Raw genomic sequence first — 15,462 nt, forward strand, 5'->3', positions numbered from 1 at the left:
GCCTGCGCGGCTAGTCCGTGGCGATCGCGTTCAGCACGTTCATCCGGCCCGCCCGGAACGCCGGGATCAGCGCGGCGAACAGGCCCACGAAGGCCGAGGCGATGAAGACCGTGATGATCGTCGGCCAGGGGATGTCCAGGACCTTCAGGCCCTCCAGCGCGAGAAGCTGCTGGGCGGTCGCGCCCCAGCCCATGCCCAGCCCGAGGCCGAGCAGGGCGCCGAAGACGGCGATCACCACGGACTCCAGGCGGATCATGCGGCGCAGCTGGCGGCGGGAGAGACCGATGGCCCGCATGAGGCCGATCTCCCGGGTCCGCTCGACCACCGACAGGGCCAGGGTGTTCACCACGCCCAGGACCGCGACGATGATCGCGAGGGCCAGCAGGCCGTAGATCATGTTCAGCAGCTGGCCGATCTGGTCCTTCAGCGCCTTCTTGTAGTCGGTCTGGTCGCGCACGGTCAGGGCCGGGTCGTCGCGCAGCGTCGACTTCAGCGCCTTGTAGGCGGCCGCCTCCTGCCCGTCCTTGGCGGTGGCGAAGACCAGCTGGTCCAGCGGCATCCGGTCGGCCGGCACGTACTTCGCGGCGGTGGCGATGGAGGCGTACATCGCGCCCTTGTCGACCACGACGTCGTCGCTGGTGATCGCGCGGACCGTCAGCTTGGCCGTCGTACCGTCCTTGAAGTCGACCGAGACGGTGGAGCCGAGCTTGATGCCGTGCTTCTTGGCGAAGCCCTCGAAGACGGACATCGAGTCGGGCTTGTAGGCGTCGGCGAGGTTGCCGGCGACCGTCTTGGTGCGCAGGTCCTGTGCGTAGGTCGGGTCGGCCGCGTTGATGGTCTCCTTCTTGGAGACCCGGCCGTCCGGCGTGGCCAGGTCCGCGTCCAGGAGCTTGTACTCGGTGACCCGCTCCAGGCCGGGCGTGGCCTTGATCCTCTGCACCATCTGCGGGTTGATCAGCGTGTACTCCTGGTCGCCCTGGATGATGAAGTCGGTGCCGACGGTCTTGTCGAGCTGGTCGGTGGCCGAGGCCACCATGGAGGAGCCGACCACCGACAGGCAGGCCACCAGGGCCAGCCCGATCATCAGGGCCGCGCCGGTGGCGCCGGTGCGGCGCGGGTTGCGCAGCGCGTTGCGCTCGGCCATCCGGCCCACGGGGCCGAAGATCCGCAGGATGATCGCGCCGAGGACGCGGACCAGTCCGGCCGCCAGCAGCGGGCCGATGACGACGAAGCCGATCAGCGTGGTCACCACGCCCAGGCCCAGCCAGCCCGAGCCGGCCTTGGCCTTGTCCGCGGTCGCGGCGACGTACAGGCTCCAGCCGCCGGCGGCGGTCAGGAGCAGGCCGATCACGGCCCGGACGGCGCCGGCCCTGGCGTCGGCCGGGGCGCCGGCGTCGCGCAGGGCGGCCATCGGGGAGACCTTGCCGGCGCGGCGGGCGGGCAGATAAGCGGCCAGGACGGTGACCACGACGCCGAGGAGCAGGCCGACGGCGGGGGTCGTCCAGGCGACGGTCAGATCGTCGGTCGACAGGTGCATGCCCATCTTGCCCATGAGCTTCATCAGGCCGACCGCGATGCCGACGCCCGCGCCGACGCCGAGCACCGAGCCGATCACGCCGAGCAGCAGCGCCTCGATCAGCACCGACCGGTTGACCTGCCTGCGGGAGGAGCCGATGGCGCGCATCAGGCCGATCTCGCGGGTGCGCTGGGCGACCAGCATGGAGAAGGTGTTGATGATCAGGAAGATGCCGACGAGGAAGGCGATCCCGGCGAAGCCGAGCATCGCGTACTTCATAACGTTCAGGAAGCTCTCGACGCTCTTCTGGTTGGCGTCGGCGACCTCCTTGGCGGTCTGCACCTTGTAGCCGTGGCCGAGGGCGGCGGTGACGTTCTTCTTCAGCTGGTCGTTCGTCACGCCCTTGGCGGCGGTGACGTTGACGTTGGTGTAGACGCCGGTCTTGCCGACCAGGGTCTGCTGGGCGGTTTTGGTGTCCAGGTAGAAGATGGCCGCGCCGGGGTTGGTGACCTGGAAGGCGGCGATGCCGGACACGCGCGCGTGGTGTGTGCCGACGACCGAGATCATGCCGATGTCGTCACCGAGCTTCAGGTGGTGCTTGGAAGCGGTGTCCTCGTCGACCATGACCTGGTCCGGGCCCTTGGGCGCCGCACCCTTGGTGATCTTCATGGTGCGGGCGTCGTTGCTGTTCCAGCTGCCGACGATGGTCGGCGCGCCGCTGCTCGGCGACAGCTTGTCCCGGTGGGCGTCGATGACGGTCACCGCGGTGGAGCCCACCGTGCCCTCGGCCTTCTCGACGCCCTGGGCGCCTCGTACCTTGCCGACCACGGAGGCCGGCATGACCGGCGGCTTTCCGGTGCGGGAGGTGGTCTCACCGGTGTCGGAGGACCCCTTCGCGCTGACCGTCACGTCCGAGGACGTGGCCTGGAACAGCTTGTCGAAGGTGGTGTTCATGGTGTCGGTGAAGACAAGGGTGCCGCTGACGAAGGCCACCGACAGCAGGACCGCGATCGCCGAGAGCGCCATGCGGCCCTTGTGCGCGAAGAAGTTGCGCAGCGAGGTCTTCAGGACGGTCATGACGTACGCCCCCGGGCGTCGAAGTCCTTCATGCGGTCCAGGACCTGATCGGCCGTCGGGTTGTACATCTCGTCGACGATCCGGCCGTCGGCGAGGTAGAGCACGCGGTCGGCGTAGGAGGCGGCGACGGGGTCGTGGGTGACCATCACGATGGTCTGGCCGAGTTCGTCCACGGACCGCCGCAGGAAGCCGAGGACTTCCGCGCCCGCGCGCGAGTCGAGGTTTCCGGTCGGCTCGTCCCCGAAGATGATCTCGGGGCGGGCGGCGAGCGCGCGGGCCACGGCGACGCGCTGCTGCTGGCCGCCGGAGAGCTGGGCCGGCCGGTGCTTGAGCCTTTCGGCGAGCCCGACGGTCTCCACCACGCGGTCCAGCCAGGCCTTGTCCGGCTTGCGCCCGGCGATGTCCATGGGCAGCGTGATGTTCTCGAGGGCGTTCAGGGTCGGCAGCAGGTTGAACGCCTGGAAGATGAAGCCGATCCGGTCCCGGCGCAGCTGGGTGAGCTTCTTGTCCTTCAGGCCGGTGATCTCGGTCTCGTCCAGGTAGATCTGGCCGCCGGTGACGGTGTCGAGTCCGGCGAGGCAGTGCATGAGCGTGGACTTGCCGGACCCCGAGGGGCCCATGATGGCCGTGAACTGGCCGCGCGCGATGTCCACGTCGACGTGATCGAGGGCGACGACGCGGGTCTCGCCGGACCCGTACGCCTTCACGACCTGCCGCGCCCGCGCGGCAACGGCCGTACGCCCTCCAGTGCCCCCGTGCCTGGGAATGGTCACAGCCGATGTCACGGTATGTCTCCTATGTCGGTCGGCATGTCGGTGAGTTGTGCCCTGGCACGCCAGGGCCTCGTTCTTGGGTACGTCGTCGAGTCTCGCGGTCGGCGGAGCCCTCGCGCGCTGGTGCGAGGCCCCCTCTTTCCCGGGGGAAAACCCCACCCCGCCGGTGCGGTCAGCCGCCCCTCGGCGACGTAAAGCCAGGTTAAGGACCGGGCCCGGCCGCTCTCGTCCTCCGCCGGGACGAACCCTTCCCGGGCCGAAGTAAGGAGGGACCCCTAGGGGTGCTCCACCCGGGGGCGGAGTTCTCCTCGGGGTCGTCTCCACCCTTCGGTGCGCAAAGCCTCCACCCTGCCGTCGCGTCAGGGTCAAGTCGCCGCGTCAGGGTCCGTCGTGTCAGGGGCGCGGTGTGCGGCGCGTGGGAAGCTGTCGTACCGGAGATGGATGCACGGGGCACGGGAGTGTCCCGGCGCGAGCACGGGAGGGGTCCGGTGGGGAGTACGACACCCGCGATACGCGGCGGCGCGGTGCGGCGGCAGGACACCCGGCGGCGGGGCGCGGTGGTCGCCGCGCTGATGCTGGCGATGGCGCTGGCCGCGCTCGACGCCACCATCGTCTCCACGGCCGTACCGCAGATCGTCGGCGACCTCGGCGGGTTCTCCGTCTTCTCCTGGCTCTTCTCCGGCTATCTGCTCGCCGTGACCGTCACGCTCCCCGTCTACGGCAAGCTGTCCGACACCTTCGGCCGCAAGCCGGTGCTGGTGACGGGCGCGGCCGTGTTCCTGCTGGGCTCGCTGCTGTGCGCGGGCGCCTGGAACATGGCGGCGCTGATCGCGTTCCGGATCGTGCAGGGGCTGGGCGGCGGGGCGTTGCAGGGCACCGTGCAGACGCTGGCCGCCGATCTGTATCCGCTGGCGGAGCGCCCGAAGATCCAGTCGAAGCTGTCCACGGTGTGGGCGGTGTCGGCGGTGGCGGGGCCGGGGCTCGGCGGGGTGCTCGCCGCGTACGCCGACTGGCGCTGGATCTTCCTGATCAACCTGCCGATCGGCGCCGCCGCGCTGTGGCTGATCGTCCGTCACCTGCACGAGCCCGAGCGGGAGAGACCGAAGAAGGCGGAGAACCCGGACAACCCGGATAACTCGGAGAACTCGGAAAACTCGGAAAACGCAGACCACGCGCGCGTGGACTGGGCCGGCGCGGTCGCGGTGTTCGCGTGCGGCGGGGTGCTGCTGACCGCGCTGGTGCAGGGCGGGGTCGCCTGGCCGTGGCTGTCGGCGCCCTCGCTCACGCTGTTCGGCACCGGCCTGGCGCTGGCCGGTGTGGTGGTCGTGGTGGAGCGGCGGGCGGCGCAGCCGATCATCCCCGGGTGGGTGTGGCGGCGCCGGACGATCGCGGCGGTCAATCTGGCGCTCGGCGCGCTGGGCCTGCTGATGGTGGCGCCGAGCGTGTTCCTGCCGACGTACGCGCAGTCGGTGCTCGGACTCGCGCCCGTGGCCGCCGGTTTCGTGCTGTCGGTGTGGACGCTCAGCTGGCCGGTGTCGGCGGCGCTCAGCCAGCATGTCTACCGGCGCATCGGCTTCCGGGACACCGCGCTGCTCGGTATCGGGCTGGCCGCGCTGATCCTGTGCGCGTTCCCGCTGCTGCCCTACCCCGGCTCGTGGTGGCAGCCGACGCTGCTGATGCTGCTGCTGGGCGCGGCGCTCGGGCTGTTCCAGCTGCCGCTGATCGTCGGTGTGCAGTCGACGGTGGGCTGGTCGGAGCGGGGCACCACGACCGCGTCCGTGCTGTTCTGCCGGCAGACCGGACAGACCCTGGGCGCCTCGCTGTTCGGCGCCGTCGCCAACGGGGTGCTCGCCGCACGGCTGGGCGGGGCGGGCGATCTGGACTCCGTCACGCGCGCGTTGGACGCCGGTACGGCCCCGGAGGCGACCCGGCGCGCGATCGCCGACGCGGTGCACGCGGTGTACATCGGGGCGGCGGCCGCGGCGGCCCTGGCCTTCCTGGTGCTGCTGCTGGTGGCACCGCGGCGGTTCCCGGTGCGCGACGAGTGAGCGCACGAGGTGCCGGTTAACGCGGGTAACACCCCAGGTCGGCGTGGGTTCTTCCGTAGTAAGCGCATACCGACTGGCCAGTTTGGTGAAAACGCCGCGCGCCCCGGACTCCGCGAGTAGCGTGCGTGGCTCCGCGCACCCCCCACCTCCCTGCGGTCCGCCGCCATGGACCCGAGCCACGCAAGGAGCCCCGGGATGTCCTACGACCCGCCGCACCGCTCGTACCCGCCGCCCCAGCCCTTCTACGACACCTCCCCACCGCCCTACGACCGGCCCCGTCCCCCGTACGACCCGTCCCACCTCACCTACCCCTGGCAGCCCGCTCCCCCGCCACCGCCCGGCCCGGACCGCCGGCCGCCCCGCGAACCCGTCGGTCACCACAGCGACCTGCGGGTGCTGCGCAGCGCCTACCGCTGGCAGCGGCGTACGGCCACGCTCACCGCGCTGGGCTACTTCACCCTGTTCCTGGTGCTGTCCGCGACCGCGCCCGGCGTGATGACGCGCACCGTCGCCGACGGCATCCCCGCCGGTCTGCTGCTCGCCCTCATCCAACTCCCGGTCACCTGGCTCGCGATCGCCCTGTACGAGCACACCGCGCGCCGGCACGTCGATCCGCTCGCGGACCGCATCCGCAAGCAGGCCGAACTCGACGCACGCCGGGGAGCCGTCCGATGACCGCCGCCGCCGGCACTCCCGCCGTGGGAGGCTTCGCCGGATTCAGCGGCTCGGCCCAGTCCATGTCCCTGGTCGCCTTCTCCACCGCCGCCACGGTGACCCTGCTGCTGTGCGTGATGACCGGCCCAGACCGCGACGACCTCGACGAGTTCTACACCGGCTACGGCTCCCTCTCCCCGCTGCGCAACGGCCTCGCCATCGCGGGGGACTACATCTCCGCGGCCACCGTCCTCGGCACCGGCGGAATCATCGCCCTGTGCGGCTACGACGGCGTCGTCCTCGCCCTGAGCACCGCGCTGTCGCTGATGCTGCTGATGTTCCTGCTGGCCGAACCGCTGCGCAACGCGGGCCGGTTCACCATGGGCGACGCGCTCGCCCGCCGGCTGCCGGGGCGCTGCGTGCGCGTCACGGCCTGCGCGGTGACGATCGCCGCGCTGCTGCCGCTGATGCTGGTCCAACTCGCCGGAACCGGGCAGCTGATGGCCTTCATCCTGGGCTTCACCGACGAATCGCTCAAGACCGCGTGCGTCGTCGCGCTGGGCGCTCTGATGATCGCCTACGCGGCGATCGGCGGCATGAAGGGCACCGCGCTCATCCAGATCCTGAAGATCGTGATGCTGGTCGGTTCGGGCGCCGTGGTCGCCGTGCTGATCCTGCGCCGCTTCGACTGGGATCCGGGCGCGCTGTTCACCGCGGCCTCGCGGCAGAGCGGCGCCGGGCCGGCCTTCCTGCGCTCAGGGCTGGAGTTCGGCACGTCGGGCAAATCCCGCCTGGACATGGTCGCCTCGGAGCTGACGGTGGTGCTCGGCGGCGCCTGTCTGCCGCACATCACCATGCGCATGTACACCGCCTCCAGCGCCCGCCAGGTGCGCCGCTCGATGTCCTGGGCGGTGTCGATCGTCGCGCTGTTCGTGCTGGTCATCACGGTGGTCGGATTCGGCGCCACGGCGCTGGTCGGCCCTGCCGTGATCGCCCGGGCTGATCCGCAGGGCAACACCGCGTACCTGCTGGGCTCGCGGGCGGTCTTCGGCGCGGACGTGTCCACGGCGGAGACCTTCCTGTTCACCATGGTGACGACGGCGATCTTCCTGACCCTGCTCGCCTCGGTCGCCGGGATGATCCTCGCCTGCGCCAACTCCCTCGCCCACGACGTGTTCGCGGCCCGCGTGCAGGAGATGCCGGCCCGCCGCGAGATGGCCCTCGCCCGCGTCTCGGCGCTCGCCACGGGCGTGCCGACGATCCTGCTCGCCACGCTGGTGCAGCACCACAGCCTGCAGCCCCTGGTGACGCTCTCCTTCTGCCTGGGCGCCTCGGCCATCGCACCGGCCCTGGTGTACGGGCTGTTCTGGCGCCGCTACACCCGCAGCGGGCTGCTGGCGACGCTCATCGGGGGCACGCTGACCGTGCTGCTGCTCATGCCGGGCACCAACCTGGTCTCCGGCTCACCCGTATCGGCCTTCCAGCACGCCGACTTCAACTGGTTCCCCTTCACCACGACCGGCATCGTCTCCATCCCGGCGGGCTTCCTCTTCGGCTGGCTCGGCACGATCGCCTCGGGCCGGGCCAAGGCGGAGCAACAGCGGCACCAGTACGAGGCGGTGGAGGGATGGATTCTGGCCGGGGCGGTGCGCAAGGGCCGTTAGTCCAGGGTCGCTCTGCCGGTCAGGGAGATCAGGCTGCTGCGGACGTGGTCCATGTGCTCGCGCACGATGTCCCAGGTCTCGCCGTGTTCGCGCAGCACCTGTTCCGTCTCCAGGGCGATGCGTTCCTCGCGCACGCGCGCGTCGGCGATGATCTCGGCGGCACGCGCGTGTGCCTCCTCCTGGCTGCGGCGCGCGTACTCCTCGGCCTCCCCCAGAGCCCGCTCGGCATCGGACAGCGCGGCCTCGGCCCGGCTCACCCGCTCGGCGTGCCGGGCGTCCAGCGCGGCGATCCGCTCGGCCGCCTCACGCTCGGCCTCGGCCCACCGCTCGGCGTGCTCGCGGGACTGCTCGGCGAGCATGCCGGTGGCGCACCGCCGTACCTCGCGCAACGCGGAAAGCGCCTCCGAGCGCCCTTCCTTCACCTCGCGCCGCGCGCCGACGCGGATGTCGTCGGCCTCGGCGCGCGCGGCGAGGAGCAGCCGCCGGGCGCGTTCGTCGGCTTCCGCGCGGAGCGCGTCCGCCGCTTCCTGCGCCTGCCGTCGTACGCACTCGGCGTGCGCCTGGGCATGCGCGAGGAACTGGTCCGCTGCACGGCGCGTGCGCGCGCACAGGCCCGCCGCCTCCTCCTGCGCGAGCTGGAACACCCGACGTGCGCCCTCCCCGAGCGACTCGTACGCGTGCGGCGCGAGCCGGACGACGGCCTCGCGCATCCGCGCGGCCTCCGCCTCCATGTCCTTGGCGAGCACGGTCAGCCGCGCGGCCCGTTCCCACGCGGCGTCGCGGTCGCAGGACAGTTTCTCCAGGCAGGCGTCGACCTGCTCGGGGCGGTAGCCACGCCCCCGGACGGTCACGAAGCCGTGCGGCGACACCGATGCGCTGCTCACCGTGGGAACCCCTCTCCGCCGGACGTACACGGCAGGATGATTTCCCGCACATCCTGATGGATCGGACGTAAGTGTTCATAATGCGACACTCCGCTGCCCGGTCACGCCCGAAACCCCGCGCTCCGCAATCGGTACGGCGAGCGGGGCCGGCTACAGCACGTCCTCCTCAAGGGTGACGATCATGCTGCGAACAGGCGCAAGCTCCGCCAAGCGCGCCGCGTCCGCCGCCGTGGCGCGCCCCTCGGCCGAGGCGAACGCCGCGCGCAGCTCTGCCGGCGAGTCCCACTCCAGCGTCGCGACCAGGTAGTACGACGCGCCCCCGCGCACCCGCGCCGTCGCCCAGCCGACGGTGTAGCGGCGCAGACCGGGCAGCCGTCGGCCCAGCGGGATGTGCACCTCGCGGTAGTGCCGGTCGAACGCCTCCGGGTCGGCGGGGGTCTCGTACAGGGCGAGGAAACGGGCCGTCATCGTGCGGCCCTCCCGTGACGTGTGAGGACGGCGGCGCCCACCCGTTCGGCCGACAGGCACTCCAGCTCGGCCGGCTCACTCCCGGCCGGGAACAGCCGCCGGCCCTGCCCCAGCACGACCGGGAAGGTGAGCAGCCGGTACTCGTCGACCAGGTCCTCCTTCCGCAGCGCGGCCACGACACCGAGGCTGCCGGTGACGACCACGTCCCGCCGCTCGGCGCGTACGGCGTCCGCCAGATCGCCTTCCATCAGGCGCGAGTTGGCCCAGACGGACACGTCCGGGGTGCCGCGGGAGACGACCAGTTTCGGTACGGCGTTCATCCGCGCGGCGAACGGATCGTCCCGGCCCGGCCACAGCCGCGCGAACAGCTCCCAGGTGGTACGGCCCAGCAGCAGGATCCCTTCGTCCAGCACACGGCCGAGCCGGAACTTGTCCCCCGCGACCGCCTCCGGGCCGTGCCGGAAGGCCCAGCCGCCGTACGGCGTACCCGCGGACCCGTCCGGGTCGGACACGATCCCGTCCAGGCTGATGAACTCGATGACGACGACACTCACGACGACGGTCCCTTCACTCGGCTCGGTTGCTCACCGGTACCTACCGGCGACACCGGCCGGACTCATCGCTCCGGCCGAGAAATCGCGTGACGGTCGCCGTCGGGAGCCGTGCCGTCTCAGCGGGCGGCGGGCGCAGCAGGCGCGAACGCGGTCAGGACGCGCGGGTCGGCGAACACCACATTGCGGGCGACCCGGCCGCCGGTCACCGTCAGGACCTGCACCGTGTGGAGCGCATGACCGCCGCCGGGCACCGGCGCGTACGCCGCGAGCGCCGGCTGCCCGTTGGCCGCCACACGCTCCACCCGCCAGCCAGCGCCGCGCATCGCGAACACCCGCTCCATGAACAGGCCGTAGTCCCGCCTGCCGCGGTACCACAGCGGCACCGGCGGCATCTCCAGGACCGCGTCCTCGGTGAGCAGCCGCACCAGCGCCGGCACGTCGGCCGCCTCGAAGGCGCGCATGTAGCGCCGCACCACCGCCCGCACCTCGGGATCCTCCGGCTCGCCGACCTCCCCGATCGCGCCCCCGCGCGCGAGGACGGCGCGCGCCCGCTGCAGCGCGCTGTTCACCGCGGCCACCGACGTCCCCAGCTGCTCGGCGACCTCGGCGGCGGAGAACTCCAGCACCTCGCGCAGCACCAGCACGGCCCGCTGCCGCGCCGGCAGCAACTGCAGCGCCGCCACCAGCGCCAGCCGCAGGTCCGCGCGCGCCTCCACGTCGAACCGCGCCTCGGGGAACGGCTCCAGCCACGGCACTTCAGGCGCCGGCGCCAGCGGCGCGCCCGGATCGTCCGAAGGCGCTCCCAGCCCGGAGGGCAGAGGGCGGCGCGAACGGCTCTCCAGCGCGCTCAGACAGGCGTTGGTCGCGATCCGGTACAGCCAGGTCCGCACGGACGCGCGCGTGGCGTCGTAGCGGTCCCGCGCCTTCCAGGCCCGCAGCATCGTCTCCTGCGTCAGATCCTCGGCCTCGTGGAACGAGCCCAGCATGCGGTAGCAGTACGCCACCAGCTCGCCCCGGTACGGCTCCAAGTCCACCGGCCCATCATGCCCTTCACTCGCGCGTGAAGGGCATGAGCCGGCAACGTCCGGCCGGCGCGCCTACAGCAGGCCGTCCCACATCTGCTCCAGCAGCACCGACCACCAGCTCTCCGGCGAACCGAGCGCCGCCGGGTCCAGGGAGGCCAGCTGCGCCTGGAAGTCGACGGTCCAGCGGCCCGCCTGCTCCTGGTTCAGCCCGAACCGCAGCCGCCACATCCGGCCCAGCAGCGCCAGGCAGCGCGCGAACTCCGGCAGCCCGGTGTTCACGAACTGCGGCGGCACCCCAGCGCCGCCCGGCCCCGCCTCGACGGGCACGGCCACGATGTTCGCCGTGCCGTACTGCACACAGATCGCCTTGCCGAAGTCGGTGCCCATGACCAGGTACGAGCCGGCGTCCGAGGCCGGCTGCACCCCGCGCTCGGCCGCCAGCTCCGCCAGCGTCGGCACCGGCCGGCCCGGCTGGGCCTGCGCCCAGAAGAACGGGCCCATGTCCACCGGCAGACCGGCCACCACCAGCGTGTGCGCCACGATCGGCGGCACACCCTGCCGCGACACCGCCTGCTGCTCGAACCGGAAGATCCCCGGCCCGAACGCCGCCGCCAGCTCCTGCGCGATGCCCTCCGGCGGGACGGGCGGAGCGGCCTGCACCGACGGCAACGGCGCCCGCACCGGCGCGGGCCGCGCCGGACCGTCCGCCACCTGGTGCAACTCGCCCTGATGTGCCAGCAGTTGCCGCATGCCCTGCTGCCGGCTCGCATGGTCCGTGCCGTACGGCGCAATGCTCGTGATCCGCGCCTGCGGCCACTGCTCCCGGATCATCCGCGCACAGTAGGCGCCGGGCAGCGCGCACGACTCCAGCTCCGTGTGCAGCTCCAGCACCTGGTCCGGCGGCACGTTCATCGCCCGCAGCTCATGGAAGATCTGCCACTCCGGATGCGGCGTACCCGGCGCCGAACGCCGGATCAGCTGCTGCTCCGAACCGTCCTGCGCGCGATAGCGCAGCACGGCCTGATAGCCCGGACCCACCGTCGGCTGCCCCTGCTGCGGATACCCGTACGCCGGCGACTGCCCGGGCGCGCCCGGCGGCGGCATCGCACCGTGCGGCATCGGCTGCGCAGCACCCGGAACGCCCGGCGGCATGCCGGAGGCGCCCGGCGCACCGAGCGTGCCGGGGGCGGGCGGCGGCGGGGGTGCGCCCGGTCCGGTGACCGGGGGCGCGGCCAGCACGGTCTCCGCGTGGTGCACGGCCTCGCGGCCGCCGCCCGGGGCGCCGGGCGTACCGGGACCGACAGGGGCGCTCGGCGGCTGCGACGCGCCGGGCGCGGGAGGCATGCCCGGGGCACCCGGCGCCGCAGGAGCGCCGGGCGTGTTCGGCATACCGGGGGCGCCCGGAACGCCGGGCGTGTTCGGCGCGCCCGGAGGCTGCGGCGCGCCCTGGCCAAGCTGGCTGGGGTCGCCCAGCACCGTGGCCGCGTGGTGCACGTTGCCCGGAGGCGCAGCAGGAGGACGGGGGGCGCCCGGAGCATTCGGCGCACCAGCGCCACCGGGACCCTCGGGCCCCTCCGGCCCGAGCGCCGACACCAGCTGTGTCGGCACATACCCGCCGGCAGGCGCGCCCGGCGCGGGAGGCGTCGGCGCACTCCCCGGGCGCGCGCCCGGCGTACCAGGGGCACCCGGCGGCGGAGGCGGCGCACCCACACCGCCGCGCGCCTTCTTCGGCGGCGGCGCGGCCTTGCTCGTCGCGGCATCCGCGATGTCCCCGGCGTTCGGCGCGAGCCGCCGCGCCGAGGCACCCGTGTCGGCCGGAGGCTGTGGCGCACCCGCCACGCCACCCGGCGGCGGCGCCTGCGGGTAGCCGTACCCCGGAGCACCCTGCGGAGCGCCGGGACCCTGCGGATACCCGTAGGTCTGCGCGCCCGGGGGCGGCGGGGGCGTGCTGCCCTGCGGAGCGCCCGGCGCACCAGGGGCCGCGGGAGCCGCAGGGGGCGCGAGCGGAGTGCCGGGCGCCGGCGGGTAGGCGGGTGCGCCCGGCGCAGACGTGCCGGGAGCCGCCGGCGGCTGCGGGTAGCCGTACGGCGGCGTACCGGGCGGGGGCGTACTGCCCTGCGGAGCGCCCGGCGGAAAGCCCTGCGCGCCCGGCGCGTTCGAAGAGTCGAGAGCCGGCGCGACCGCCGTCGGCGGCAGCTGGCTGCCCCCCGACATCAACGCCGTCTTCGCATCCGGCGCACTCACCGGCGGTCGCGGAGCCTCGTCGTCGGCATCGCTCAGCGGCGGCGCGAACACCGTCGCGGGCAACGGCACCGAACGGTCGTCCTCGGCGGAGTCCGCGTTCGTGTCCGTACCGGCCCAGGGCGTCGCCCCCACCGGCACATCCGCCGAAGGCGCGTTCACAGGAGCGGGCGCCCCGGGCACACCGGGCACGCCCGGCGCACCGGGCCCACCCTGCGCCCCGCCAGACACCCCGGACGATCCGGACGCGCCCGTCGGCACCCCGGCCTGCGTCTGCGCCAGCCCCGCCCCACCGGACGAAGCCCCACCACCGACACCGGCACCGGCGCCGGCACCGTCCTCGCCCCCAGACCGCCGGTCCCCGATGCCCAGCTTGTCCGCCGCCTCCTGCAACCACTCCGGAGGAGTCAGCAGGAACGACGTCTGGTTCAGATCCATCCGCGCGGCAGCCGACGCCGGAACCGCGTCCTGCGGCTCGTCCGCACGCCCGTACTCCTCCTCGTACCGGCGGATCACCTCACCCACCGGCAGCCCCGGCCACAGCGTCGCCTCCCCGCTGTCCCGGGCGATCACGAGCCGCTGCGCACCGGCGTCCGAACGCGGGCCCTCCGCCCGGTCCTCGCCCCACACCACGAAACCCAGCTCGAACTCCCGCACCCGCACCTCACGATGCTGGTACGCGGGCACGTCACCGTTGATCCACTCCTCGGCGCGCTCCTGCGCCTGCGCGTAGGTCACCATCGCCTGAAGCTCACTCCCCCACCGAGCCGGAAGACGCCGCACCGGAAGAACCGGAAGACACCGGAACGACACGCGCGAAGCCGCCGTCGACCATCAGATTCGCCACCGTCTCCAACTCCGGCGGACTGCCCGCCAGCCGCGACAGAAAGGCGTCGAAATCATCACCGCACGGCAGCAGCAGACGCTCCACCCGCTCCGCCGGCGGCCACGACGGATCCACATCACGCACGTCGTCGTACGCGCAGAACCACACCGAACCCGGCCGCTCGCCCTTCACCTTCACCGCGAGCAACCCGCCCTGCACGAACGCCACCCCGAGGTAATCCTTCGTCAGATGGTCGCGCAGACACTTGTTCACGTACACCAGGTCGTTGACCGCCGCCTCCTCACGCACCGTGAAGAACGGCTGGTCCAGCAGCAGCCCCAACTCGGCGTCCAACGCCGTACCCACCGGCGCGCACCCGCCCGCCGCCTTCAAGAACGAGCGATACGCGCCCGGAAGCCGGTAGCCGAGATCCTCCTCGACACCCTGAACCTGCGCCTCCGACACCGCCACACCCGACTTCGGCAGCCCGAAATGCGCCGGCCGTGTCTCCTGCAACGGCCGCGTCCCCCGCTTGGCGTGGTCCACCGCCGCCGTCGCCACCCCACCGTGATGCCGCAGCAACGCCTTCACCTCGACCGGAATCAGCTCCAGCCGCCGCGTCCCGGCCACGTGGTGCCACGTCCAGCCGTGCGGCGTCGCCACATCCGGCACCGTGTCCCACAACTCGTGCCGCTCCGCGGCCAACGCCGCGTTCGCCGACACATAGTCCGTCAGCCGCAACTCGTCGACACCGAAACCCTCCGGCGGCTCGGCGATCTCCACCGCCACGCGCGCGTACGGAGAGAAATCCGGGTAACCACGCTCATCGACCCGTACCCCTCTCGGGTGACGCGCCGCCCGGACCGGATCCGGAAAGTGCACGACCTGCCCGGCGTAGGCCGCGTTCGGCGGCGCGGCTTGCTGCCCGAGCCGACCTGTCGTCATGGCGGTAGCCCCCTGCGGCGTTCTCTCTGGCCTTAAAGCGGCGGTGTCGATCGCGGATGCCGACAGCCTATGCGGTACGCGAACCCCGGTCACCGGCCCACCGCATGCACGGGGAAACCATCCCTCCGCTTCCGTGACCAGCCGTCACCCCACCGTGACGACCAAATCCGACCCGGGCGTGTCGCACCGCCCCAGCTTCCGCAGCGGCCACGGCATTTGGCACCCTGTGTCCTTCGGGGGGATGCCCGGGGAGGGAAAAACGATCATGAACGCCTTGCGAACCGGAGGTACGGACGTGCGGTCCGGCGACCCACGCATCGGCTGGAGCGGCACCGACACACCCCCCGCCCCCACCCTCCTCCACCGCCGCGACGGCATCCTGCCCACCGTCGCCGCCGCCCTCTCCGTCCGCGGCGCCACCCTCACCGGCACCGCCGCCCGAGGCGACCAGCCCCCCGCCCTCCACCCCCTCGTCCAGGACTTCCTCGACACCCTCACCAGCGGCGAACGCGACCGCTTCACCGGCCGCTGCGCCGAAACCATCCTCATCTCCCGGCACCTCACCGCCGCCGACGCCGCACGCAGCAAACGCGCCGCCCGCAAACCCATGACCAACGGCGAAGCCCGCAAAGCCCTCAAACAGGCCAAACTCACCGCCCGCCGCATACGCGAAGACGGCGACCCCCTCCACGGCAGCTTCGCCACCCCCTGCCGCGCCTGCACCGCCCTCAGCGCGCACTTCGGCGTCCGCATCGTCGACCCCACGGCAACCGACGGCTGAAAACCA

11 protein-coding genes and 1 pseudogene are annotated in these 15,462 nt (G+C 72.6%); 4 read left to right on the forward strand and 8 right to left on the reverse strand.

Features of this window, described 5'->3' with window-relative positions:
- Positions 1-10: 10 nt before the first annotated feature.
- Together ACQPXS_RS20915 and ACQPXS_RS20920 are read right to left on the reverse strand one after the other, a co-directional pair.
- Complete coding sequence (locus ACQPXS_RS20915; protein WP_433450859.1) at positions 11-2,593, reverse strand: ABC transporter permease; 2,583 nt, start codon at positions 2,591-2,593, stop codon at positions 11-13.
- Positions 2,590-3,378 carry an ABC transporter ATP-binding protein gene (locus ACQPXS_RS20920; protein ID WP_351807354.1) on the reverse strand — a complete coding sequence of 263 codons (789 nt, stop codon included), beginning with the start codon at positions 3,376-3,378 and terminating at the stop codon, positions 2,590-2,592. The genes ACQPXS_RS20915 and ACQPXS_RS20920 overlap by 4 nt, the downstream gene beginning before the upstream one ends.
- A gap of 425 nt (positions 3,379-3,803) precedes the next feature.
- Between ACQPXS_RS20920 and ACQPXS_RS20925 the strand changes: the two genes are divergently transcribed.
- From ACQPXS_RS20925 to ACQPXS_RS20935, 3 genes are all read left to right on the forward strand, one after another.
- Positions 3,804-5,414 carry an MFS transporter gene (locus ACQPXS_RS20925; protein WP_433450860.1) on the forward strand — a complete coding sequence of 537 codons (1,611 nt, stop codon included), beginning with the start codon at positions 3,804-3,806 and terminating at the stop codon, positions 5,412-5,414.
- A 195-nt stretch (positions 5,415-5,609) separates the two neighbouring features.
- Positions 5,610-6,089 carry a DUF485 domain-containing protein gene (locus ACQPXS_RS20930; RefSeq protein ID WP_433450861.1) on the forward strand — a complete coding sequence of 160 codons (480 nt, stop codon included), beginning with the start codon at positions 5,610-5,612 and terminating at the stop codon, positions 6,087-6,089.
- Entirely contained in the window at positions 6,086-7,732 is a 1,647-nt protein-coding gene (locus tag ACQPXS_RS20935) for a cation acetate symporter (protein WP_433450862.1), read from the forward strand. The genes ACQPXS_RS20930 and ACQPXS_RS20935 overlap by 4 nt, the downstream gene beginning before the upstream one ends.
- Here the strand turns inward: ACQPXS_RS20935 and ACQPXS_RS20940 are convergent.
- The 6 genes and pseudogenes from ACQPXS_RS20940 to ACQPXS_RS20965 all read right to left on the reverse strand — a co-directional run bounded on the left by ACQPXS_RS20940 (position 7,729) and on the right by ACQPXS_RS20965 (position 14,675).
- Positions 7,729-8,616: a cellulose-binding protein gene (locus ACQPXS_RS20940; RefSeq protein ID WP_433450863.1), complete on the reverse strand. Its 888-nt coding sequence runs from the start codon at positions 8,614-8,616 to the stop codon at positions 7,729-7,731. The two genes, ACQPXS_RS20935 and ACQPXS_RS20940, sit on opposite strands and share 4 nt — an antisense overlap.
- A gap of 150 nt (positions 8,617-8,766) precedes the next feature.
- Positions 8,767-9,084: an EthD family reductase gene (locus ACQPXS_RS20945; RefSeq protein WP_433450864.1), complete on the reverse strand. Its 318-nt coding sequence runs from the start codon at positions 9,082-9,084 to the stop codon at positions 8,767-8,769.
- Positions 9,081-9,638, reverse strand: coding sequence for a dihydrofolate reductase family protein (locus tag ACQPXS_RS20950; RefSeq protein ID WP_433450865.1), 558 nt, complete (start codon positions 9,636-9,638; stop codon positions 9,081-9,083). Before ACQPXS_RS20950 ends, ACQPXS_RS20945 begins: the two co-directional genes overlap by 4 nt.
- 116 nt (positions 9,639-9,754) lie before the next feature.
- Positions 9,755-10,693 (reverse strand): annotated as a pseudogene (locus tag ACQPXS_RS20955) (RNA polymerase subunit sigma-70); the annotation flags it as partial.
- Positions 10,694-10,735: 42 nt separating this feature from the next.
- Positions 10,736-13,645 carry an SUKH-4 family immunity protein gene (locus ACQPXS_RS20960; protein ID WP_433450866.1) on the reverse strand — a complete coding sequence of 970 codons (2,910 nt, stop codon included), beginning with the start codon at positions 13,643-13,645 and terminating at the stop codon, positions 10,736-10,738.
- 10 nt (positions 13,646-13,655) lie between these two features.
- Complete coding sequence (locus ACQPXS_RS20965) at positions 13,656-14,675, reverse strand: SMI1/KNR4 family protein (RefSeq protein WP_351807344.1); 1,020 nt, start codon at positions 14,673-14,675, stop codon at positions 13,656-13,658.
- Positions 14,676-14,940: 265 nt separating this feature from the next.
- On the opposite strand from ACQPXS_RS20965, the gene ACQPXS_RS20970 reads away from it, so the two are divergent.
- On the forward strand, positions 14,941-15,456 hold the full coding sequence (locus ACQPXS_RS20970; RefSeq protein ID WP_433450867.1) for a YwqJ-related putative deaminase: 516 nt from the start codon (positions 14,941-14,943) through the stop codon (positions 15,454-15,456).
- Positions 15,457-15,462: the final 6 nt, after the last annotated feature.

Source organism: Streptomyces sp. CA-142005, assembly GCF_050942335.1.
Lineage (GTDB): Bacteria > Actinomycetota > Actinomycetes > Streptomycetales > Streptomycetaceae > Streptomyces.